General features: G+C 53.3%; 20 protein-coding genes. 12 read left to right on the top strand and 8 right to left on the bottom strand.

Annotation, left to right across the window (positions count from 1 at the left end; genetic code table 11):
* Positions 1-20 precede the first annotated feature (20 nt).
* The gene (locus ACAW74_RS23610) at positions 21-245 is read right to left on the bottom strand and encodes a FeoA family protein (protein ID WP_015330990.1); all 225 of its coding nucleotides are present in this window, start codon (positions 243-245) and stop codon (positions 21-23) included.
* A 314-nt stretch (positions 246-559) separates the two neighbouring features.
* Between ACAW74_RS23610 and ACAW74_RS23605 the strand changes: the two genes are divergently transcribed.
* On the top strand, positions 560-5194 hold the full coding sequence (locus tag ACAW74_RS23605; RefSeq protein WP_370700714.1) for a translocation/assembly module TamB domain-containing protein: 4635 nt from the start codon (positions 560-562) through the stop codon (positions 5192-5194).
* Between the two features lie 3 nt (positions 5195-5197).
* On the opposite strand, the gene ACAW74_RS23600 is transcribed toward ACAW74_RS23605, so the two are convergent.
* From ACAW74_RS23600 to ACAW74_RS23570, 7 genes are all read right to left on the bottom strand, one after another.
* Complete coding sequence (locus tag ACAW74_RS23600) at positions 5198-6490, bottom strand: hemolysin family protein (RefSeq protein ID WP_370700713.1); 1293 nt, start codon at positions 6488-6490, stop codon at positions 5198-5200.
* Positions 6491-6554: 64 nt separating this feature from the next.
* Positions 6555-6815 (bottom strand): hypothetical protein, encoded by a 261-nt coding sequence (locus ACAW74_RS23595; RefSeq protein ID WP_370700712.1) that lies wholly within the window; start codon positions 6813-6815, stop codon positions 6555-6557.
* Between the two features lie 48 nt (positions 6816-6863).
* On the bottom strand, positions 6864-9461 hold the full coding sequence (gene ccsA, locus ACAW74_RS23590; RefSeq protein ID WP_370700711.1) for a cytochrome c biogenesis protein CcsA: 2598 nt from the start codon (positions 9459-9461) through the stop codon (positions 6864-6866).
* A 91-nt stretch (positions 9462-9552) separates the two neighbouring features.
* Positions 9553-9993 carry a cytochrome c maturation protein CcmE domain-containing protein gene (locus tag ACAW74_RS23585; RefSeq protein WP_370700710.1) on the bottom strand — a complete coding sequence of 147 codons (441 nt, stop codon included), beginning with the start codon at positions 9991-9993 and terminating at the stop codon, positions 9553-9555.
* Positions 9994-10016: 23 nt separating this feature from the next.
* On the bottom strand, positions 10017-10295 hold the full coding sequence (locus ACAW74_RS23580; RefSeq protein WP_370700709.1) for a CcmD family protein: 279 nt from the start codon (positions 10293-10295) through the stop codon (positions 10017-10019).
* A gap of 133 nt (positions 10296-10428) precedes the next feature.
* Positions 10429-11091, bottom strand: coding sequence for a cytochrome c biogenesis protein CcsA (ccsA, locus tag ACAW74_RS23575; RefSeq protein ID WP_370700708.1), 663 nt, complete (start codon positions 11089-11091; stop codon positions 10429-10431).
* A gap of 97 nt (positions 11092-11188) precedes the next feature.
* Positions 11189-11863, bottom strand: a complete 675-nt coding sequence (locus ACAW74_RS23570; RefSeq protein WP_370700707.1) for a heme exporter protein CcmB — start codon at positions 11861-11863, stop codon at positions 11189-11191.
* Positions 11864-12106: 243 nt separating this feature from the next.
* On the opposite strand from ACAW74_RS23570, the gene ACAW74_RS23565 reads away from it, so the two are divergent.
* From ACAW74_RS23565 to ACAW74_RS23515, 11 genes are all read left to right on the top strand, one after another.
* Positions 12107-12868, top strand: coding sequence for a glycosyltransferase family 2 protein (locus ACAW74_RS23565; RefSeq protein WP_370700706.1), 762 nt, complete (start codon positions 12107-12109; stop codon positions 12866-12868).
* Between the two features lie 109 nt (positions 12869-12977).
* The gene (locus ACAW74_RS23560) at positions 12978-13700 is read left to right on the top strand and encodes a DUF1361 domain-containing protein (protein WP_370700705.1); all 723 of its coding nucleotides are present in this window, start codon (positions 12978-12980) and stop codon (positions 13698-13700) included.
* Complete coding sequence (locus tag ACAW74_RS23555) at positions 13684-14055, top strand: diacylglycerol kinase family protein (RefSeq protein ID WP_370700703.1); 372 nt, start codon at positions 13684-13686, stop codon at positions 14053-14055. Before ACAW74_RS23560 ends, ACAW74_RS23555 begins: the two co-directional genes overlap by 17 nt.
* 51 nt (positions 14056-14106) lie before the next feature.
* Positions 14107-14775: a hypothetical protein gene (locus tag ACAW74_RS23550; protein ID WP_370700702.1), complete on the top strand. Its 669-nt coding sequence runs from the start codon at positions 14107-14109 to the stop codon at positions 14773-14775.
* Positions 14772-15074, top strand: coding sequence for a winged helix-turn-helix domain-containing protein (locus tag ACAW74_RS23545; protein WP_015331003.1), 303 nt, complete (start codon positions 14772-14774; stop codon positions 15072-15074). Before ACAW74_RS23550 ends, ACAW74_RS23545 begins: the two co-directional genes overlap by 4 nt.
* A gap of 80 nt (positions 15075-15154) precedes the next feature.
* Positions 15155-15874 carry a DUF421 domain-containing protein gene (locus tag ACAW74_RS23540; RefSeq protein WP_370700701.1) on the top strand — a complete coding sequence of 240 codons (720 nt, stop codon included), beginning with the start codon at positions 15155-15157 and terminating at the stop codon, positions 15872-15874.
* A gap of 204 nt (positions 15875-16078) precedes the next feature.
* Complete coding sequence (locus tag ACAW74_RS23535) at positions 16079-16534, top strand: type VI secretion system contractile sheath small subunit (protein WP_370700700.1); 456 nt, start codon at positions 16079-16081, stop codon at positions 16532-16534.
* Positions 16535-16575: 41 nt separating this feature from the next.
* Positions 16576-17973: a type VI secretion system contractile sheath protein TssC gene (locus ACAW74_RS23530; RefSeq protein ID WP_370700699.1), complete on the top strand. Its 1398-nt coding sequence runs from the start codon at positions 16576-16578 to the stop codon at positions 17971-17973.
* Positions 17974-18296: 323 nt separating this feature from the next.
* On the top strand, positions 18297-20009 hold the full coding sequence (locus ACAW74_RS23525; RefSeq protein WP_370700698.1) for a type VI secretion system Vgr family protein: 1713 nt from the start codon (positions 18297-18299) through the stop codon (positions 20007-20009).
* Positions 20010-20065: 56 nt separating this feature from the next.
* Positions 20066-20488 (top strand): type VI secretion system tube protein TssD, encoded by a 423-nt coding sequence (tssD, locus tag ACAW74_RS23520; RefSeq protein ID WP_370700697.1) that lies wholly within the window; start codon positions 20066-20068, stop codon positions 20486-20488.
* Positions 20489-20675: 187 nt separating this feature from the next.
* The gene (locus ACAW74_RS23515; RefSeq protein WP_370700696.1) at positions 20676-21548 is read left to right on the top strand and encodes a hypothetical protein; all 873 of its coding nucleotides are present in this window, start codon (positions 20676-20678) and stop codon (positions 21546-21548) included.
* Position 21549: the final 1 nt, after the last annotated feature.

The raw sequence follows: 21549 nt of genomic DNA, 5'->3' as shown, positions 1-21549 counted from the left end.
AACGACCCTGAAGGGCCGCACTACTCAACAACAATGGTGGCGGCTTCGGCCCGGCGCATCGACAGGCAGTAGCCCGACACGTTCAGGCAAATGGGGTCACCGAGGGGGGCTTTGCAATGCAGACAAACCTCTTCGCCTGGTAAACAGCCCATTTCGAGCAGTTTAATCGACGCCCACTGATCGCTAAACGATTTGATCCGGGCGCGTTCGCCGGGTTTCAGATCTGCTACCGTTCGATTACTCATGGTGTCGTTTATTTAGACTTCGTTTAAACTAACGCAAGTTTACAGCGGAAAGTTTTTCTTTCCAAAAGGTGATGGGCTCTTATTTGTCAGCCGCTATTCTGATCGCCGTCAGGGACGGGGCGCGGATACCGCCTGACAGACCGTTGGACGATAGGTTTTGGCAGTTCAGGCGAGTCAACAAACGTTTCAGGTAGTTTGTGTTACATTCGATTAACGAAATCACGAATTTTGCCGTTAACGAAATGGGCAAAGCGCTACACCGGTTTTGTAGGCGTTTTTCGTTGCTGATACGGCCCCCGTTTACCCACCCCTGAATGCAGTCGTTCGTTAAGATACTCCTGAAAACGCTGTTGCTGCTGGTGCTGGCATTGGCGACGCTATGGGTGTTGTTGCAGTTGCCACCGGTGCAGACGATGGTGGTGCAGCGAGCGGCCAAGTGGGCCACCGAGAAGCTGGGCATGGATGTGAGCATTGGGCGGGCGTCGATCAAGTGGTTCGATACGCTCACGCTCGAAGACGTTCAGGTACGTGACTATGAACACCGGCCCATGATTCGCATCGGGCGGCTCGAGGTCGACTACAACCTGCAAAACCTGCTCGATTCGTCGGCGCATAACCTGCACCTCGACGAGGCGGTGCTTTACCGGCCCGACGTGCAACTGGTGTATAATCCTAAAACGGGTGATCTGAATCTCGACGAGTTTATTGCGGCCATTGAGCGGCTTACGTCGGACCCCAACGCGCCACCCAGCGATGTGCATACGCCCTTTACCATCGGCCGGGTTACGCTGGTTGACGGGCAGTTTTCGCTCGACGACCCGAATGAGCCGCGCATGAAGAACCCCGCCGATTTTGACTATAATCATTTTCGGCTGACGGGTATTCAGGGCAAGGCACGCAATTTTCTGGTCCTGGGCGATACCATCGCCATCGAAACACAAGGGCTTCAGACGGTCGACAAACGGTCGGGGCTGCGGGTGAAAAAACTGGACACACGGTTTCTGTATTCCGCCAAGAAAATGGAATTCGCCAACCTGTATCTGGCGGTTAACAACTCGGTGATTCGCAACTACGTATCCTTCCTATATAATAGGGCGGGCGATATGGGCGATTTCAACGAAAAAGTGGCCATTCGGGCGCAATTCAAAAACAGCCTTGTGCAGTCGGCTGATCTGGGCGCTTTTTCGGAATATGTACGTGGCCTGAACGAAACCTGGCGGCTGACCGGCAACCTGCGCGGTCGGGTGGTCGATCTGGCGCTGGTCGATACTGATCTGCGGTTTGGGGCGGGCGGCCGGAGCCGGTTGGTAGGTGATCTGGCGTTTGTGGGCCTGCCCGAAACCGATAAGAACCTTAGGGTTAATCTGCGGATACAGCCGTCGCTGATTACGATGGCCGATATCCGGCAGTATTATCCTGACCCGGCGTTTAATCAGACGATGGGCAAGCTGGGAACGGTGGCCTTCAACACCAATTTTGCCGGTACGTTCAGCAATTTCACCATGAAAGGGCAGTTCAGTACGGCGCTGGGTCGGGTAGGGGGGGACCTGAAGCTTAAGCTGGCCGACGATCCCAACCAAACGACTTACGCCGCCGACCTGATTGCCGATAATTTTCAGTTAGGTCAACTGATCGATCAACCGGGCACCCTACAGGCTGTAACGGGTCGGGGTCGCCTGGTGGGCCACGGCACTGATCTGAGCCGGGCCGCCGCCGACGTAGACGGGCAGTTTGCCCGGTTGGGCTTTGGCGGTTATGACTATAAAAATGTGGTGGTGCAGGGCAACCTACAGAAAGCTTATTTTGATGGGCATGTGGCATTGCGCGACCCGAATGCCAAGCTGGACCTCGACGGGGAGTTTGACCTGCGCGGCCCGCGGAACCGCTTCGATGTGCGGGGTACGTTGCAGGAAGCCGATCTGCGCGCGCTGGGCTTCACGCGCGATTCGCTGGCGATCAGCACGTTTGTGCGCGCTGAGCTGGAAGGCAATACCATTGATCAGCTGACCGGCACGGCCAATTTTCTGAACGCCAGCCTGACACTGAACCGGCGGCGGCTGGCGGTTGATTCGCTATCGGTCAGCTCGACGATTGAAGGGGCTGAGAATCGCTACCTGAACATCAACTCTGACTTTCTGACGGCTCGTTTGCAGGGCAACTACGCGCCACAGCGCACCATCGCCGATCTGCAAACGCTGATAGACGAGTACCGGCTCTATTTTACGGGCGATGCCGAAGGCCGTCAGGCGTATTATGCCAAGAAGCAACAGCGTTTCTTGCGCACCAATCCCACCCCGTATCACATCGATTACCTGACGACGATACGCGATGCACGTCCCTTGCTGGCTTTTCTGGGCTTGCCGGCTTACCTGGCGCCCGGCACTAAGCTGGTAGGACGCTACAATGCCGACAACACGCAGTTTATCACGGCCAATCTGACGACTGATTCGTTGTACTACGGCGGCTACGGGTTTGGTGTCACGGACCTTGACCTGAACACGTCGAAGTTTACGAATAGCGAAGAGGTACTGGCCTCAGCCATTCTAAACTCCGAACGGCAGAAGTTGGGCGGGTTGCTGCCCACGCAGGGGCTTGCCGTAGAGGCGGCGTGGGATGTCGACCACATTACGTTCACCAGCAGTGTACGCCAAACCGGCACGACTAACCAAGCCGACCTAAACGGAGAACTCCGGTTTAAAGGCGATGCTATTGACCTTACGTTCCGGCAGTCGAAGTTGAAACTACTTGACACCGACTGGACGCTGAACTCAGAAAGCCTGGTGCGGATGGTAGGCGACGAGTTTACGCTTCGGAACGTCACGGTGTCGAACCAGAATCAGTTTGTGACGGCCTCGGGCAAGGTATCGGCCGATTCGGCACAACGGCTGGTGTTGCAGGCGCGTGACTTTCAGCTGAGTTCGCTCAATCCGGTGCTCAATACAAAACTGGGTGGCTTGCTCAACGGAACGGTTACGCTGCGCGATCTATACCGGTCGGCTATTGTGGAAAGTCAGTTCAACGTATCGGAGCTGGCCTACGAAAATTCAATTATCGGCAACGTACTGGGGCAGGGAGCCTATGATCCGGCGCTGGAGCGGGTGAATGTAGACGTGCGCCTGATTCGGGATCGGATCGATGTACTGGCGCTGACAGGTACGTATACGCCACAGCTGAAAGTCAATTCGCTCAACCTGAGGGCGCTGTTGAACAACACCGAGTTGCGCCTCGTAGAGCCCTTCACGAAAGGATTGTTCTCCAACTTCGCCGGTACGATAGCCGGTCAGGTCGATATTAAAGGAACGCCCAACGCGCCCTTGCTTAGTGGAGCTATCGACGTACAGCGTGGACATGCCACCTTCGATTACCTGAAAGCCGATCTGTTTTTTGACAACAAAATCTATTTCGGCGAGAATGAGATTATCACGCGCCGGATGACGGTCCGCGATGCGGATGGAAATACGGCCATCATCCGCGGGGGTGTTTACCACGACAACTTTAAATACTTCCAGCTCGATTTTTCGGCTGATTTGCAGCGATTTAAGATCCTGAATACGACCGCCAAAGACAACGATGTCTTCTACGGACAAGGCATCGTGACGGGTAACGCCAAAATCTTCGGCCCGCTCAATAACCTGACCATCAACGCCGATGTGCGGAGCGATAAAGGCACGCGTATCTATATTCCGCTTGACGGGGCCGCCACCGTTGGCGAGCAGGATTACATTCAGTTTGTGAGCCGCCGCGCCCGTACCGATACGGTCAAAACGGCCAACACATCGGCGGTCGATGTGTCGGGGATCAAGATGGATTTCAAGTTCGACATTACGCCTGATGCGTATTGCGAAGTGCAGTTTGACAAGCAGGCGGGCGATATCATTCGTATGAATGGCGAAGGGCGGATTGCCATGCGGATCGACACGAAGGGCGATTTTACGATGACAGGTACGTATGGTATCACGCAGGGTGACTACACCTTTACGTTCCAGAACCTGATCAACAAAAAATTCCTGATTCGACCCAACAGCAGCCTCACCTGGACCGGCGACCCCTACGGTGCGATGCTCGACCTGACAGCGGCCTATACCCAATCGACGGCGTTGGGCGCTTTGCTACCGGCAACAAACAGCAACGATGTGTCGGCCAATTCATCGGACCGGACGCGGCGTTATCCGGTCGATTTGCTCATCCGGCTGACGGGTTTACTGACCAAGCCAGACATTAGTTTTGATCTGAACGTGAAGGAATATCCAGCCTCATCGACCTTCCGGCAGGCGGTGACGGCGTTTGAAAACCGGCTTCATAGCAACGAACAGGAATTGAATCGGCAGGTAAGTAGTCTTTTGCTGTTCAATCAGCTGATCCCCGAAGGATCGAACCTGTTCAACTCCGACGGGATTGGTAATGCGCTGGGTGAGATTGTCTCGAACCGGTTGAGCCAACTGTTCTCCAACGTAGATGAAAAGCTGGACGTCGGCGTTTCGCTGGGTAACGTAAATTCGCTGCTGGGTACACCCACTGGTTCACAACAGGCTGATAATCTACTGAACAACTTACAGTTGCGGTTTTCGTACCGGCTTCTGAATGACCGTTTGCGGGTTAGCCGTGATGGCGGGTTTACGTACGGGCAGAGCCAGGCAAGCGCTGCCAGCCTGCTCGGCGAATGGACTATTGAATACCTGATCTCGCCGGACGGGCGCTTACGGGCTAAGGTATATAATCGGAATCAGCAGAGTGCATCAGGGCAGTATGTCACTACGGCTACGCTAACGCCGAGTGGTGGGGTCAGTCTGCTGTATACCCGGTCGTTCAACCACCTGCTGGGAACCCGCTCACCCAAACCCGGCATTCCACAAACCGAGCCCGAACAACCTGCTCCCCCAACTACCGGTACGCAACCGTTAGCAACGCCACCTTCATCGGCATCGATGGATTTATCGGGAAATCAGTAACAACTACTCTTTGTTTACCGTCACGCGCACCGTGTTGATGCGGGTACCCTGCACGGATTCGACAACCAGCGTATAAGGCGCTACTTCAAACACATCACCAGCCTTGGGAATATCTTCATTGATCGATAAGATGAGCCCGCCCAGCGTGTCATAATCCCCCTCGGGTAGTGACCAGCCGTACTTGTCGTTCAGGTCGTCGATTTCGTGGCGGGCCGAGAGGCGATAGGTACGTTCGTCGATCTGCTGTTCGGCCCAGTCTTCGTTGACATCGTATTCGTCCTGAATTTCGCCGAAAATCTGCTCGACAATGTCTTCGACGGTAATCAGGCCGGCCGTACCGCCAAACTCATCGACGACCAGCGCGAGGCTTTTTCGCTCGTTCAGAAACCGCACCAGTAGGTCACGCGCGGCCATCGTCTCGGGCACCATCAGAATGGGCGACAGCACGGCTTCGATCGAATGCGGGTTGCCAAACAGACCCAGCACGTGGCAATAGCCAATGACATCGTCGATGTTGTCGCGGTACACCAGAATTTTGGAATGACCACTCTCCTGAAACGCCAGTCTGAGATTATCTACGGTGTCGTCGGCGGCGACGGCGGCAATTTCGGTGCGCGGTACCAGACAATCACGTACCCGAACGTCGCGAAACTCGATCGCATTATTGAAAATGCGGGCATCAACTTCCACTTCCTGCTCAGTTTCATGCGGGTGGGTTGCGTTTGGCCGTTGGTTGAGTTGTTGCAGGTAATTGTTCAGATCGGTAAGACCAAACACAGGGCGCAGTTCGTCGATGTCATGCCGGAGGACGTACCGGTTAAACAGCCGCGCCATACCCACTAGCACCTGCACAATGGGCGCAATGCCTTTATAGATCACCCACAGCGGAACCGCCAGTTTTTCCAGAAAGGCATCGGGGTGAATCAGCGCGAGGCTTTTGGGTACGTAGTCGGCAAAGGGTAGAAAAATGAGCGTCAGAATCAGCGTTTCGAGGGCCAGCAGGGCCACGGGGCTGTCGAGGTTATCGGGCAGGGCCGCTTCGAGCACAGGGTTCAATGTCGTTACACCCAACACAGCATACAGCACCAGAAACAGGGTGTTACCCGTAAGAGTGGTACCAATGAACAGAATAGGGTTTTTCAGGAAACCCGACACGAGTTTTTCACTCAGTGGGCCCTGCTTGCTATGCAGGTCAAAATAAAGCCGGTTGACAGACGTATACGCTGTCTCGACGGCGGCAAAGAAACCTGTGGCCACCAGCGCCAGTAACGCACCAATCAGAAGCGAATATTCCATAGGGTATTGGCCTAAAAACGATGCTGACGCACAAGGGTTTGCGCGTCAGCATCGTTTTTTATTCTTATTTCTTGCCGGGTTGCGGCTTTGTCTTTTTAATGGTGCCCGCCTTCTTGCGGTCGTCTGCCATTTGTCGGATGGTAGGCGATACGTCTTTATTCGCCTGTCGGTCGCGCTGCCGGAAATACTGGAAGGCAAACAGGAAAATAAGGGCAAAAAGCAATAGGTCGTAACTACCCGAGAAGCCCACGCGCATGACCTCGAGCAGCCAAATTAGCAAAGCACCAACGAACGCAAAAAGCAGCAGGGAGTCGCGAAGTTTCATACAGGTACTGCCCAGGTTATAACCCCGGCATGGCTATAAATGAGTCGCTTACTTAACAACCGAAACAGGAGCTTCGGTGTTGCGTTTGCTCTTTTGCGTGTCCTTCTCGTCTCGTTCTATCATTATCCGGTTTTCACGGTAACGCCGAACCGACGCCATCGTAAAGCCGACCACCAGCACCATCGTACCGATCCAAAGCAGATTGATGAGTGGCTTCTCCGACGCTTTCATGACCACATAATCGCGTTGGGTGCGGTTGGCTGCAAATGTGAACTTACCGGTTTGGGGATCGATGCTGTTCAGTGAGAGCCTAACACCCAGTTCATCACTGGTTTCGGCCGGGTGCGCCACCATGCCTTCCCGGATGATAAAGGCGGGCTGCATCAGCACCTCGCGATCTTTGTCGAGGATACGTACCTGAGCTTTCACCGCTGCATCGCCGGGGCCGAGCGTCACACCTTCGACTTCATTGGTCCGCATGACGTTGTCCAGAATCGCTACGTAATCGTTCAGGAAAAACGTGTCTTTCATCGCCACGGCATACGTCTCGGTCTTCGCCCACTGATTTTCGGCGTTCGGGTCGGGTACTGACGAGACAAACGTGTACAGGTCACGACCCACCTTGCGCTTGATGTCGGGTGAGGCGAGCAAGCCCATCCGTTCGTTTACCTGCGCACGGGGATACAGCGAGAATACCTTACCGTTCGGATCGCGGTATTCGATTTCGTAATATGTGTTTTCGGGGTAAAGGGCTACCGTATCGCCCTTGGCGTGGTAGGTTTTGCCATTGAGGGTCAGATCCTGCTTGGCAACGCCGTGAAAATCGCCTTCGATAACCTCGATCGCCTTGCGGGGAACGTACCCAGGCATATCGCGCACTTCCATACGCTGACCACGATATGTGATTTGGTAGTCGCCCATCCGCTCCGACTGATTGAGCCACAGCAGTACATTCTCTTTGTTCTCGCGGTTGTCGTTTTTGGTAAACTCTTCATTGCGCGAGATCATCAGGCCGCTGTTATTGAGCGATACCACTTTCGAGTAGCCCGACGAGAACAGAATTCCAATGAGCATGAGGGCTACGCCAATGTGGGAAACGGCCCCGCCCGACAGCCGGTAGTTACCCCGGATAATACCCAGCAGAATCGACCCGTTGGCCATAACGGCAAAGAGCGCGGTGGTGAGCAGCACCATGTAGACAGGGTTTTTCACGCCACCCAGCACGATCATCGCGGCCGATACCAGCAGGGTCAGAATCAGCGGGTTCATGAGGTTGTTCATGCTGCCTTTCTCGGCCTTGCGCCACCACACGTACTGGCCCACGCCCGTCAGGACAGCGATCACACTGAAAAACCAGATCTGAAACTTGTTGTAGTGCGCGACCTGATCGGCCGGCAGAGCCAGATTAGAGGCTTTGCCAAACAACTCAGCGACTTTGTTATAAACCGGAATTGATGTGGTCGACAGCACCTGAAAACCCGCCAGACACAGCACGACAGCGCCCAAAAACAGCCAGAACTCTTTCGTGTAGACCGAAACCTCTTGCTCATCGGCCGGAACGAGGTGCCATTTGGCCACTACCAGCGCAATCGAAAGCCCAACAAAAACCAGCAGGTAAACCAGCAATTGTCCCGATAGTCCCAAGTCAGTAAACGAGTGCACCGAAGCGTTACCCAGAATACCCGACCGGGCCAGGAAGGTTGAATAAATGATGAGCAGGAACTGCGTAATCGTAAGGATGATCGCGGTTTTCAGGCCGGTGCTGCTCTTCTTGGCAATCAACATGGTGTGCATGCCCGCCACCATGATCAGCCAGGGAACATAGACGGCGTTCTCGACGGGGTCCCAGTTCCAGTAACCGCCAAAGTTGAGAGTTTCGTAAGCCCAGTAACCACCCATCAGAATCCCGACGCCCAAAACGACGGACCCAACGAGCATCCAGGGCAGCGAGGGACGTACCCAGCCCAGGGGTTGGTTACGCCACAAACCCGCTATGCAATAAGCAAAAGGCACCAGGGCCAACCCGAAACCCAAAAACAGGGTTGGCGGGTGAATCACCATCCAGTAGTTCTGCAAGAGGGGGTTCAGGCCTTTACCGTCTTCAGGCACGAACATGGGGTCCATGGTGAAGACCGGCGCGTCGGGCATGGCTTCTTTCAACAACAGGAAAGGCGACGAGCCAATTTTCAAATCGCCAAACACGACGCCCAGAATCATCGACGCCAGAAACGCCTGCACCAGTGCAAACACGGTCAGCATGGGGCCTTCCCAGCGGCTACCGGCGGTGCGCGTCAGTACAATACCAATGGCCGCGTTCCAGAAAAGCCACAGCAGGAAACTCCCTTCCTGACCCTCCCAGAAGCAGGAGATCATGAAGTGCACCGGCAACGCCAGCGACGAGTGGCTCCAGGCATACTGGTACTCAAAGCGATGGTTGTAGATGATGTAAAACAAGCTGGCGACCACACCCACGATGGCGGCACCGTGCACATAAAAAGCCGATCGGGCCAGCTGTTTCCAGTGTGCTTCTTCCGCAGGCGTATCGGCAGCCAACGTTGTTTTCAGATATGCAAACGTGGCCACCAATGCCGTTACAAACGACACGATCACAAACAAATGGCCCAGATTCCCTACGGATAAATCCATAAATCAGAAATTGTTCAACGTCCAATGTTTAAGGTCCGGGGCGGTTTACTGAAATGCAGTCTCGAACAATGAACGTTGAACTATAGTATGATTATAGCTTCGCTGTTTTTGCTTCGTGCTCGGTTGTTTCCAGCTTACCTTCCTGGTACTTCGACGGGCATTTGAGCAGAATCTTCTGCGCCTGAAAATGATCGCCCTGCATGGCACCAATCACCACCACCTGCTCCGAACGATCAAAGTCGGCGGGTTTAGGGCTGTGGTAAACACACTTCTGCACGCGGTTTTCGTTATCGACCAGCGTAAACTCAAAGTGGTTGGGGTCGACCTGAGGCTGGTAGCTCATGCCTTCGGCTTTGCCACTAGCGTCTTTTTTGAGTTTACCAACCACGTGTACCTGATCGGCGTCGCCATCCTGCGCCAGTTCAATGGCTTTCCCGAACGTAACGTAGGTACTGGCGTCACCGTAGGAGGTAACCACGATGCCGATAGCGATGGCGATAACTACGATGCCGACGATGTGAGAGAGTTTCATAGTATACGGTAGAATGAATGAACTCAAATAGTAGACCGATCGGCCGAGGCAGCCGACCGATTGGTTGATGGACGTTTCTGATCGTTTACTTCACGCTCCAGCTTGCCGATTTTGCTGTCGAGCCGAACCAGGTAGATCACGATACCCACAAACACGATGGCGATGACGGCCACGACAACCCATATTTTGCCATCGGCCCGGAGTTGATCGGCCATCTCGACCGGCTGTTGGGCCATAACCGACTGGCTACCCAGCAAGAGGGTCAGCAGCGGAAGAAAACGAAGTATTGATAAACGAGTCATTGGTCGGTGTCGTTGGCACATTTGAATCCGCCACCACTGACGAATGCCTCGTGCCTGAGACGAAAAAAGAATGGGCCGTACCCTTATTTTCCAACAAAGATACGGCCCGTTTTATTCCTCTCGACTGATAGATTTAAACCTCTTCCATGATTACCCGCAGGCGGCGGTAACGTACCCGGAGTTGGGTGATCCAGACGCCCAGCAGCGTGAAGCCAATAATGGCCGGGTAAAAGACCATCCGCATCTGATTATCCATGTCGTACTTGCCAAAAGCGGGGTTGCCGCCGTTGCCGGGATGTAGTGAATCAGTCTGGCGGGGTAGAATGAAAATCAGCGGAATGAAGACGCAGAACGCCAGAATATTGTATACCGCCGAGATGCGGGCCCGACGCTGTTCGTCGTCGAAGGCTCCGCGCAGCACCAGATACGCCATGTAAAGCAGCATGCTGACCGCCACACCGTTTAGCTTGGGATCGTTGGGCCAGGGGTCACCCCAAGTAAAGTTGGCCCACATTGAGCCGGTAGCGCACCCTAGTAGCCCGAAGACGATGGCTGTGTTGGCAAATTCCACCGAAAGCAGGTCGTCGTCCATCTGGTTTTTCTGAAGAAACCGAACCGCAAAAAACAACGAGGCCATCATGAGCGTGATCATGCCAAACCAGAGCGGCACGTGGAAATAAACGTTCCGAATGCTCTCGTTCAGAACCGGTTGACGGGGCGTCGGGCCTATCAATCCCCAGAAAAGCGTGTATGTCAGAATCAGGACCGCCAGGCCCTTCCACCAGTTTTGTTTCATAGAAATAATGTTCAATGGCCAAGGTCCAATGTTCAAAGATGGTTCTTGTTGACTATAGCTACGTTGGCCATTAGACCTTGAACGTTAAACGTAGTGTTTAACTCTTCCACAAAAACGGGAAGAGGAGGTAAGAAAGTGCCAGCACAATGGCGTCGATGGCCAGAATCGTCCGCAGTTCATCGAAACTAACGGAGCGGTCGAGGCCATCCATCGCATTCTTCGACACGTTTAACAGCAAAAGTAAAAGCGGTAAAATCACGGGAAAACTCAGAATAGCCATCAGCGTGGCTGCGTTTTCGGCTTTAGATGCGATGCCCGCCACCAGTGTCAGCGAGGCGGCAAAGCCGATAGCTCCCAGCAGCAGGCTACCCACATACAACAGGTGGTCTTCCACGGGACTGCCCAGCACAAAGGAATACACACTGTACCCCAACAGCGCCAGCACCAGCATTAGCCCGGTGTTGTACACAATTTTGGCGACGATGATTTGCTGCGGACTGGCCAGGGTGTGGTAGTAGAGCTGGCGCCCGGCTCGTTCCTGCACAAACGTTTTGGCAATGGCGTTGATCGCCGTAAACAACTGAATCAACCAGAAGAGCGTGTTCCAGACGATCGGCGATAATTCACCCCGTTTGGCATTGAAACTTAAATAGCAGATGAATACGGCCCCGACGATATACAGCAACATGCCGTTGAGCGCATACCGCTGCCGCCATTCGAGGCGAAATTCTTTCTCAATGAGTGTGCCGATCTGCGCTAAGGATTCCCGCATAGACCACAAAAGTACGGTAGAAGAAGCAAGTATGCTTTACTTATACAGGTACTATTCAGATTGGAAAGACAACAGCGCAGAGCGGTAAGTTTAGCGTAGTTCTGGCAGAGCATGCCGAGGACTGGCGATGAATTTTGCAGGCCTTTGGCTGACATTGTCCCGGCTCGCCCGATACACCGGCTGCGTGACATTACTTGCCAACTCCTGTCTTAGGAATGTTCGCTTGCTAGTAACCCAACGATTATGCGTGTTTATTCATCCCAGGTTTCTTCGCCGCAGAATGTTGCACTCCGCTCCAATGCTGGGCTTTACGAGCTGTCGGTCGTGGTGCCGTGCCTGAACGAAGCTGAAACGCTGGCGACATGCCTGGATGATATCTGGAAAGTGGCCGACTGCCACGATTTAGATATTGAAATTGTCGTGGTGGATAATGGCAGTACAGACGGTTCGGGGCAGATTGCTGAGGCAGGCGGTGCGCGTGTAGTAAAAGTTAAGCAACGGGGCTACGGCAATGCGCTAATCGGAGGGATTCGGGCGGCGCGTGGTCGCTACGTGATCTCGGTCGATGCCGATGGATCGTATGATGTCAACGACATGCCCCGATTGCTCGATCAGCTTCGGCTGGGCAATGATCTGGTGATGGGCAATCGGTTTCTGGGGGGTATTCAGAAGCGGGCTATGTCAGCGCTGGAGCGCTATCTGGGTAATCCGATCCTGTCCATTATCGGGCGGGTACTGTTCAACGTGACGCTGGGCGATTTTCATTGTGGATTGCGCGGGGTCAACCGGCAGGCCGCGTTGCGGTGGCAACTGGCTGAGCCCGGCATGGAGTTTACCAGCGAACTGATCGTGAAGGCCGCGCTTCACAAAGCCCGCATGGTGGAAGTGCCGGTTTCGCTACGGCCCGACGGCCGATCGCGCTCTCCTCATCTGCGCCCCCTGCGTGATGGTTGGCGGCACCTAAGCCTGATGGCCCGTTATTACCTGCGCCCACCCATCGGCTGATCGCCACCCGGCTGGGTACGTTGCCGCTCCGGTAGAAAAAGTTTTTGTCAAACAGTTGTACGAATGAGTTTCACTTGTTTACTTTGAATCACAAAGTACTTTCAGCACAATGTTGTATCCAGAGAAGTTTTTTGGAACACAGCAGTATCCCACCGTTTCGTCGTCACAGGGAGAGGGCCTTCGGGCACTCGCCTTGCTGACGGGAGCCTGCTTGGTTATGGCCTCGGCCCGTGGTTTTATCAGCCACAATTGGTGGTTCTTCGTCTGCCTGACCTGGAATCTGTTTTTAGCCTGGTTTCCGCTGGGCATCATGCTTGTACACCGCGATCTGCTCGAGTCGGGCTTTTTGAAGCGGGGTACGTTAGCCAAACGCGTCACGCTGGGCTTCTTGGCCTTCTGGCTGCTGTTTATGCCCAATGCCCCCTACATCATCACCGATTTGTTTCATTTGCGTCAGGTCGGGGGCGAATTGGTGTATTTCGACACACTGATGATGTTTCTGGGGGCGCTATCGGGGCTGTTGGCCGGTTTATACAGTACCTTGCTGGCGCACCGGGCGCTGCTGGGAATCACAGATCGGCTACTTTTGCAACCACTGCTGGTATGGGGGGCGATGCTGGGCTGTCAGGCGCTGGCGGGCTTTGGCATCTACCTGGGTCGGTTTATCCGCTGGAACAGCTGGGATCTGGCCACCAATCCGCTGCTGCTAACCCGAAGCCTGTGGGCCTCGCTCCACGATTCACTGGCGCAGAAAGTATCGCTGACCTACGGCCTCGGGCTGATGGTCATCTACGTCGCCTTTTATATGTATGCCAATGCTCGACGTTCGTAAAGTGTGGCGGAGCTTTCGGTATGCCGGTCAAGGCATTGTCGATTTGTTTCGGTACGAAAACAACGCCAAAGTTCATTTGCTGGCAGCGGGGGTAGCCATCGGGCTTGGGCTATGGCTGGGCCTGACCAATGTTGAGTGGGCGTTGCTCACCATGCAGATTGGATTGGTGTGGGCAGCTGAAGGGTTCAACACCGCCATCGAAAAACTGGCGGATCGCGTCACGACGGAACACGATCCGCTGATTCGGGCCACCAAAGATTTAGCGTCTGGGGCGGTTCTACTCGTTGCCATCATGGCGGTCGGGGTTGCCTTGTTTATCTTCGCGCCAAAACTGGCTCTCCTATACACGAATTGACCGAAATCTACCGACGTATTGCCTAAGACCTTTTATCGCTTTCCTACTCCCATGACAGAATCGCGCGAACATTTAGAAACGCTGACCGAAATACGGGGGCTGATGGAGCGGTCGACGAAGTTTTTGTCGCTCAGTGGCCTGTCGGGGGCATCGGCGGGACTGATTGCCCTGGTCGGCGGTATTGTGGCCTACCTGCGGCTGCGTACTAACTGGCTGACGGTTTTCGAGTCGGAACAGTACGCGCAGAACGGCCGCGCCATTCTGAGTTACCGGGATTTGTTCGAATTTCTGGCTATCGACGCGCTGGTCGTGCTGATTGGGTCGCTGCTGGCGGCCTGGTATTTCACCTCGCGCAAAGCCCGTCGGCAGGGACAAACCGTCTGGACGGCCGCCTCGCGGCGACTGTTGTGGGCGCTGCTGGTGCCGCTGGGCGTGGGCGGGCTGTTTTGCCTGGGCCTCGTCTACCACCGGCTGATCTGGCTGGTGTGCCCCACCATGCTGACGTTCTACGGCCTGACGCTCCTGAACGCCAGCCGGTATACCTACCGCGATCTGGAATACCTGGGTTTGTGCCAGATGGGTCTTGGTCTGATCGCCCTCTTTCTGACGGGCTACGGCCTGCTGATGTGGACGATTGGCTTCGGCGTGCTACACATTGTGTACGGAACGCTTATGTGGTACAAATATGACCGGCCCACGGCAGGGCGTACGACCGCATGACGAACGATCTGCTGGCCCGATTTAATAAAGCCTTCGAAAGTAAGGCACGCCTTAGCATCATGTCGGTGCTGATGGTCAACGACGCGGTCAGCTTCAACGAGTTGAAAGAACTACTGGGCCTCACCGACGGTAACTTGGCCACCCATCTGCGCGCCCTGGAAGAGCAGGGGTACGTGTTGGTGCAGAAGCAGTTTGTGGGCCGCAAGCCCAATACAACGTATCTGGCTACCGAAGCAGGCAAGCAAGCCTTTGCCGATCACCTCAACGCGCTGGAAGCCTTTATACGGGGGGCTGTGTGAGCTTATCGCATAAAAAGTAAGCCACTGGCGACAAATGATCGTTTATAGATCATACCTGTTTTCTCGCCCAGCTTACTACCATGCAAGATCCCGTTGTGCCGTTCGATCTGGAACGGATGTTTATCGACCAGTTCCCGATAACGTACCTGGGAGAGGTTGCCCTGCGCACGTTGATTATGTTCGTGATTTTGCTGACGGCCCTCACGGTGTCGGGCAAGCGCGAGGTGCGACAACTGTCTGTCTATGAGTTGGTACTGCTAATTGGGCTAGGCTCAGCTGCGGGCGATCCCATGTTCTACCATGATGTGCCACTGGGAGCCGCCATCGTGGTTTTTGTCGTAATGATGAGCGCCTATAAGTTCATCACACGCCTCAGCGATCGCAACAAGGCCGTCCGTGAGCGGCTGGAAGGCAAGCCCGTTTACGTTATTCAGGACGGTTGCATACTGACCCAAAATTTTGATGATGAAGATCTCGGTCAGGATGAACTGTTTGTCGATCTGCGGCAGGCTGGGCTGGAACACCTTGGACAAGTGCGGCTGGCTATACTGGAACCGAACGGCTCGCTGAGTGTCTATCCGTACGCCGACGATCAGGTACGTCCCGGTTTGCCCGTGTTACCACATTTGCTCAATGAACAAATTCGCCTGGTTGAAACAACGGGTCTGTATGCCTGCGCGAACTGCGGACACACGCTAATCAGGCAGCCGGGTCTCGATCAGTCGTTGCCTTGTCCGGCCTGCAAACACGAGCAGTGGGTTAAGACAATTGGCCCTGATCGTGGCGATACCGCTAAATAAGTTGATCCCTTTCGCCCCAATTTAATATACTAAATATGTCGCTGTATTCCGTTAGAAGCCCATATTGCGCCCTTTCGCTAAGGACAGGTTCCTCCGTTCGGTCAAAAAGTAGAATCTGGCAATGAAGGGGTTGCTTGTGTCGGAGTCAGTCGCGAACTTAGAAAAACTAAACAAATTGGTTAACCAGACGACAAGCACCTAACTATGTTCAATTTTGATAATACAATGCCCGGCGCCTGGCCCGGCCTGCGCGAGATTCCGCCTAGCCTGTCGCCCATCAGTATGAACAAGACGTTGTACGTCGCCAAGTTCACTGATGAGTTACCCATGCAGCCCGAGGCCGTTCCCGAACTGGAGTCGGTCGAGGATGTTATGGAGCACTTTAAGCCGGAAGTGACCGTGATGCTGGAAGACGGCGACGGGCAGCAGATGGCAGAAACCTTCAAATTTTCTCGACTGGGCGATTTTACGCCGGAGGGCATCGTAGACCAAAGCCTGTATTTGCAGGAACTGACCAACCAGATGAACGATCTGCAACGGATTAATCACCAGTTACGGTCGAATCGGATGTTGCAGTATGCGCTGCAAAACCCACAGGCAAAGAGCACTATGCTGGCGATGATGCAGCAGATGATCGACGAAATTGATCAGGCCGACTAATCCGAAACGATCAATCCAACCTGCTTCTCTCCCCCAACAACATGGCTGAACAGCGCACAAACCAACCGGCGGCTCAACAGGCTGCCGAACGCGAGGCCGCAACCTCACGGACGTTTACGCAAAATATTGCCGAGCTACAACAGCTCAAATTCGGCGGTTTCAAACTGCTCGAAACCACGATCGAGGGCGCCGATAGCCTGAACCCGGAACGCCGCGCCAAACGCGAGATCTTTCTGAAAGAGAATGATCGGCGGCGCGACCGGCAAGCTCTGAAAAAGCGCCTTGAACTCTGGAAAGAAATCCTGTCGACCGAAGGTGCCAGCGTAGCCGATATGGCTGAAACGACGCAGCAGAAGTTCGACACGACCGAAGCGCTTTATAAGCAGAATATCAAAGAAGTCATCGAGAACAGCCGCGAGCTCGAGGCGACCTATCGCGGGCTGGCGTTGTACTTTGCCAACTCACATCAGAGCGGGTTTAAAGTTCGGAATGTCGTATTCGTCAACGCCGGCCTGAGCCAACTCGACCCGGCCAACGTGTACAACAACGACATGATCGACTTTATCCGCAACGAAGTGCATCAGGTCTATAACCGCTTCGATTTGCAGGAAAGCTATTCGCTCATGGTGATTCCAGGCTATCTGGGTAAAAAAACCGTAGTCGATGCCTGGGCCAAGATTGCCTCTGACCATAAGCTTATGCTCATCACCGACTACCGGAACATGGGCGATCTAAAAGACACGATCAAGGAATTTCAGCGTGAGCGGCTCTCGCAGGACGTACCCCGGTTTGCCAACGTCATCATGACCGTAAACCACCTGGTTGGGCGTGGAAAATATGATGAATTCGAAGAGGAGGATGACCTGTATATCGATCCCTCAACGGCCTTGGCAGGCAAGATGCACCAGAACCTGATTTCGCAGGTATCGGCTGGTTTGCAGTTTGGTGCCCTCGAAGAAGTCGACGGGGTTCGGATGGATCTGCTCAAAACTGAGGTAGGCGAACTGGAAGGGCTTGGGCTGGTGCCCATGACCAAAGAGTTTGCCCGGATCATCCCGTTCTCGGGTAAAACGCTTTTCGCCGGTAACAACGTAGGCCTGAAAACCTATTCGGTTGTGCGGGTTTTCGACTGGCTGATGAAGGTCATGATGAACTTCCTCAACAAGCGCGCCATGGAAAACTGGAGCGGCAAGGTGGAAAAGCAACTGACCGACGAGATTGTGGCCTTCCTTGACCGCATTAAAGGCCCGGGCAAGATCATCGACAAATTTGATCCGCCTAAATTCCGGCAAGACCCGATCCAACCCGATCGAATTATTGTGGACCTGAACATCACGCCGTTCTTCCCCGCCAAAACGTTCATTATCAACCTGACCGGCGAACGGGGCCGCAACGAAGAAACGGGTCGTCGTAACGATTTCAAAGCCGAAGTGCGGTAACGAATCCTTTTTTGGGCAAAAGCAGGTAGCGTATCCGGTATACGCCTGCTATGCTTTTGCCCAGTTCTTTTTGCGCCACCTTTCTCTAGGAATACGTGCCGTTAACTAACTCAAATGACGGGTGTGTATGGCGCTCTTAGTAAATTTAGATTGCAAAATCGGTCATATAGCGAGCGCTACAGATCAGCGGCAGTCACCACTTACCATAGTTTAGTTTGCTGGGCCTAACCTATCGGCAGGTCATCGTTACTAGTCAAAAACACGCGCTACTCGTGGCTGCATCAGAGACGGGTTCGTAATGTTCAGGCCAATCGAAAACGCTTATGGCTCAACAGGTTAAACCAGAGATTGTAATTGGGGGTACAACACTGGAGCATTTCACCCATTTGCAAATCGACCAGTCGCTTTTCACGCATCATACGTTTCAGATTGCCGTACCCTTTGAGGTACTGGAGAGTAAGAATGACTTCTTCTTTAAGAAGTCGCACAGCTCGATGGTTGGCAAACCAGCGTCCATCAAGTTCAAGCCAATCTATAAAAACGTCTCGGCTGATTTTCAGTTTGCGGGTATTGTTACGGAACTGACGCTGATTAACAATAGCGACATGACCAACAGTTTCCTCATCAAAGGGCATAGTCCGACGTTTTTGATGGAAGACGGCGTACAACGCCGGGCATGGGTGGAGAAAGACCTAAGCACGATCGTCAACGATGTATTGGGGGCTTATTCATTCAATAAAGGCGTCAACGTCAACTTCAAGGATAAGATTGACTATAAAACGCAATACGACGAAAGCAACTGGGATTTCCTGCGGCGAGTTTGTCAGGAATACGGCGAATGGTGCTACTACACAGGTAGTAAGTTGATTGTCGGTGAGACACCCCTGAAAGAAGAGCCGTTCGTGGCCGACGGTGTGCAGCATTTTTCGATGTCGGTAGGGGTGAAGCCCAATCAGATCGAGATGATGCACTATAACTACAAAAAGCACGAACGCTACAGTGGCAAAAGCAAGCCGCTGAGCGCGCTGGGTACGTTCGGTACGTTTGCGTATCAGACATCGTCGTCGTTATTCGGGAATTCGTCGTTGTTATGGCCCCTGCGCGACGCCCAATCGAAGGGTGACGTTGACTCGGCCGTTGATGCGATGAATAAAACCAACGCCACCGACATGGTACGGTTCAACGGGCATGGCGAAAACCCGAATTTGGGGGTAGGCGTTGTGGTAAACGTAACGGCGCAGAAATTAGAAAAACCCAACGTATTTAAGCAGGAAAGCGGCGGTAAATACCGAATCAATCACATCACGCACACGGTGGATGAGGTGGGTAATTACGCCAATGATTTCGAGGCAGTACCCTACTCAGCCGAAGCGCCGCCGCGTAATCCGTATGTGCACACACCGACGGCTTTACCGGAAATTGCCACGGTTAAATTCAACAATGATCCGCTGCAGTTAGGTCGTGTAAAAGTTGAGTTTCACTGGCCGAATCAGCTGGTGGCTAAATCAAGCTGGATCCGGGTGGCATTTCCATACACAGGGAGTGATCGTGGCTCGTTATTCATTCCGGAAGTAGACGATCAGGTGGTAATCAGCTATGAGGCTAATCACGTTGATTTTCCAATGGTTGTTGGTAGCATTTACCATAAAAGCCCGAGTACAAATTATTGGTTTCCCAACAATGAGCAGAAAATTATTCGCACAAAAGGGGGGAATAAAATTGTGATGAAAGATAAACCTGGTGAACAGGAATTTTTTATCACCAATGCCAATAATAAAAATGTGGGTTTACACGTCTCGTTTAAAGGCGATGGTAAAATTCAGATCTATGCTGAGAATGGTGAAATTGAAGTGAGAGCAAAGAATATTAAAATGCATGCAAAAGAAAATATTGAGTTGCAGGCAAAAAATATTCAGATGCAGGCTAGTCAGAATGCAAGCTTGAAATCAGGTAGTAACACCGAAATAAACGGGACAACTACCGATGTGAAAGGCAGCACCGTGAACGTGAAAGGAACAATGGTGAAAATTAATTAGCACGAATAGTAGTATCCGAATCATAAATCAAGTTTCAACCAAACCAATTTACAACTATGGCTGCATCAGCAGTTGCCGCATACTTTACCGCCGGTGGTGGCGAAGTAGAAGTCGTGCACCTCTCTTACGAGTTGTCGCGTTCGATTGATATGAAAGGTCGTCCCTCATCAGTAACGCAGGGCGGCGTAATCCACGTAGAGTTGGCTTCGTCGGCTGAAGACACCGAGCTGGCCAACTGGCTGGCTAACTCGTACCTGGAAAAAGACGGCACCATTCGGTTTGTCGATCAGGATCAGGCTACGCTGAAGACCGTTGAGTTTAGCAAAGGCCGTTGCATCAAGTATGCTGAGCGTTTCGACAAGAAGCCCGCTCAGGAAACGACTGACCGTCCGGCTGCCACGTTCACGCTGACGATCTCAGCCGAGAAGATCACCTTTGCTGGCGCTGAGCACGACAATAACTGGTCGGACAAAGCATAAGCGTATTAGACCGTACTTGGTTCGCCCGTCAGGATATGTACACCTTGGCGGGCGAACTATATATACAATCTGCATCTGAATAAGGATAAGTAGTATTTAAGCTATTTGTATATAATGATAGCTATAAGCCACATCTGATTGCACAAGTGATATTGGTTGACTGGCCTTTTGTATAACCCCCTTTATCATGTCTGGGCCAACATCAACAGCTGAAGCGCTTCAGTTGCCAACACAAACGATTCCGCGTACGTATCTGATCAGGACCGACACGGAAAGGTATGTAGGGGATTTGTCTTATCACAACGTAAGCGAAGCCAGATTACAGCTCGTTCGGCCTGAAAGTAGTCGGGTTGAACTGCGTAGCCTGTCGTACCGGCAAACAAATAATGAAGGTGAAAACCGGATGGATGCTGCCTTGGCACAGCTCCGTCATACGCTCTCGCTAACACTTTGGCCCAGTGGGCGAATCGATTCGATTGAAAATCAGCCTGAACTTCTGGACCGTTACAAGACGATTCGGGCCAGCTGGCAAAAACAGCACCCAGCCGACAAGGACTTTTCACCTGCCCATCTGGAAGCGATAGGGCGCGTTTTTGCCGATCCTGATCATCTGATCCGCACCATTAGTCAGGCACCTGAACTGGAGTTGTTGCTTCCTGCCATCTACGATCGCACCTATACGTATAATCAGCCAGTGGCTGGGCCACCAGCCTTTATCACACCCTTGACGGGCTCGCTGGTAATGCCTCTGAAGACTACTATCGTTCGCCGAAAGCCCCACTATCCCGACGTAGCTCTCGACCTGATGTTGACGGGAGAACTCGATGAAAAACAGTTTCCGTTTGACGAGGCACGGCGATGGTTACAAACGTTAACGGGCGTTGTTGACATCGATCCCACCCCCGCTATTCAGTACATACTGACATTTGAATTCGACAGGCAACATAACCTGCTTCACGCGGGCCGCTTCGTAACCTGCATTTACGAGCATGTAGCCATGAGCAAGGTGATCACCCAGGTTGGTCCTGCCGAAGCGGCTATCTATCCCGCCAAATCTTAAA

This window comes from Fibrella musci, assembly GCF_041321105.1.
Classification (GTDB): Bacteria; Bacteroidota; Bacteroidia; order Cytophagales; family Spirosomataceae; genus Fibrella; species Fibrella musci.
This window is presented reverse-complemented; position numbering and strand designations above follow the sequence as displayed.